Raw genomic sequence first — 2,140 nt, 5'->3', positions numbered from 1 at the left:
GTGCAGGGCCTGGGCGTCGCGTTCGGCACCTCGATCGCCGGTGTCGCCACCTCGGCCGCACTCGGCCTGCTGTCGGCGCTGGCCCGCCGCGAGCGCGTGCAGGCGCTGCAGGCGCTCGACGCGAAGATCGCCACCACGCTGCGCCCCTTCTCGGGGGTGCACCAGCGCGAGGAATCGCTGAAGCTGATGCAGCGCCAGGTCGAGCAGATGCCCGCGCTGGTCGAGGGCCTGCACGCGGTGATGCAGGCGATGGAGAGGCAAGCCGAGGCGACGAACGCCCGCCTGCTGGCCAGCCAGGAGCGCTTCCACGGCACGGCCGAGGCGGCCTTCACCGCGCTCGCCGCGTCGGTCGATCGCACGCTGAAGGAGAGCCTGGCCGAGAGCGCCCGCCTGGCCGGCGCCACGATCGGCCCGGCCGTCGAGGCGACGATGGCCGGTGTCGCGCGCGAGACCGCCTCGCTGCACGCGACGCTCGCCAGCACCTGGCAATCCTCGCTCGATGGCTTTGCGCAGGCCTTCGAGCAACGGTCGACGGCGCTGCTGGGAACGGTGGCGCAATCGCATGCCGATCTGCAATCGGCGTCGGCATTGCAAGAACAGGAACGCCTGGCCGCGATGGCGGACAGCCTCGAATCGATGGCCGCTTCGCTGCGGCACGAATGGCAGCAGGCCGGATCGCGCAGCCTTGCGCAGCAGCAGCAGGTCTGCGAGACGATGGAGCGCAGCGCCCGCGACATCACGGCCCAGGCCGAATCGCAAGCCAAGGCGACCACCGCCGAGATCGCGCGCTTGCTGCAGGCCGCCTCCGAAGCCCCGCGTGCCGCGGCCGAGGTGATCGTCGAGCTGCGCCAGAAGCTGTCCGACAGCGTGGCGCGCGACAACACGCTGCTCGACGAGCGCGCCCGCATCCTCGGCACGCTCGGCTCGCTGCTCGACACCGTGCAGCAGGCCGCCACCGAGCAGCGCGGCGCGATCGATGCGCTGGTCGGCTCGTCGGCGGCGCTGCTCGATCGCGTCGGCACCCGCTTCGGCGAACAGGTCGATGCGCAGACCGACAAGCTCGCCGCGGTGGCCGCGCAGGTCACCGGCAGCGCGGTCGAGGTCGCGAGTCTCGGCGATGCGTTCGGCCTGGCGGTCGAGCTGTTCGGCCAATCGAACGACAAGCTGGTGAACCAGCTGCAGCGCATTGACAGCGCGCTCGGCAAGTCGCTGGCGCGCAGCGATGAGCAGCTCGCCTACTACGTGGCGCAGGCGCGCGAGGTCATCGACCTGAGCCTGCTGTCGCAGAAGCAGATCATCGAGGACCTGCAGCGGCTCTCCGGCAAGGCGGCCCCCGTGGCCCCGGCGCCCCCGGCCACGGCGGCGGTGCGCTGATGGACGAGATCGACGCGGGCCTGGAATCGACGACGCCGGTGTGGGCCGTCTTCGGCGATCTGATGGCCGGCCTGCTCGGCGCCTTCGTGCTGATCCTGCTGTGCGCGATCGGCGCGCAGCTGGAGCTGGCGAGCCGGCTCGAGAACGAGGTGAAGCAGCACCAGCTCGAGGAGCAGCGGCGCCAGGCGTTGGAGCGCGCGCTGGCCGCACCGCTCGCCGCGGGCCGGGTGACGCTGGACCACGGCCGCATCGGCATCAGCGGCAGCGTGCTGTTCGCCTTCAATTCGGCCGACCTGCAGCCCGAAGGCCGGCAGCTGCTGACGAGCCTGGCCGCGCCGCTCGCCGCCTACCTGCGCTCGCGCGACGAGGTGCTGATGATCAGCGGCTTCACCGACGACCGCCAGGTGCGCGGCGGCAACCGGCAGTTCGCCGACAACTGGGAGCTGTCGGCCCAGCGCGCGCTGACGGTGACGCGCACGCTGATCGAGGAGGGCGTGCCGTCGGCATCGGTCTTCGCGGCGGCCTTCGGCGCGGAGCAGCCGGTGGCGTCGAACGCCGATGCCGACGGCCGCTCGCGCAACCGGCGCGTCGAGATGGCACCCACCCCCCGGCCTTCGCGCGCCGCGTCGGCACCGTCGCATGGTTGACGCAGCGATCGAGGCGCTGCGCGAGCGCGGAGCGCCGCAGGTCGATCCGGTGCGCTTCCGCCTCATCGAGTCGCTGGCCCGCCGGGCGGCGAACCACGAGGGCGCAGCGCGGCGCGTGC

General features: G+C 72.5%; 3 protein-coding genes. All 3 read left to right on the top strand.

Annotation, left to right across the window (positions count from 1 at the left end; translation table 11 throughout):
* The coding region (locus AC1D01_RS31520; protein ID WP_477873453.1) for a coiled-coil domain-containing protein at positions 1–1,374 on the top strand (1,374 nt) is incomplete at its 5' end.
* The gene (locus AC1D01_RS31515) at positions 1,371–2,021 is read left to right on the top strand and encodes an OmpA family protein (protein ID WP_477824919.1); all 651 of its coding nucleotides are present in this window, start codon (positions 1,371–1,373) and stop codon (positions 2,019–2,021) included. The genes AC1D01_RS31520 and AC1D01_RS31515, both read left to right, overlap by 4 nt.
* Positions 1,933–2,140 (top strand): DUF2894 domain-containing protein (locus AC1D01_RS31510; protein WP_477873452.1); only part of this gene is annotated, 208 nt, incomplete at its 3' end. The genes AC1D01_RS31515 and AC1D01_RS31510, both read left to right, overlap by 89 nt.

The organism is Rhizobacter sp. P3_B12 (assembly GCF_056402895.1).
This window is presented reverse-complemented; position numbering and strand designations above follow the sequence as displayed.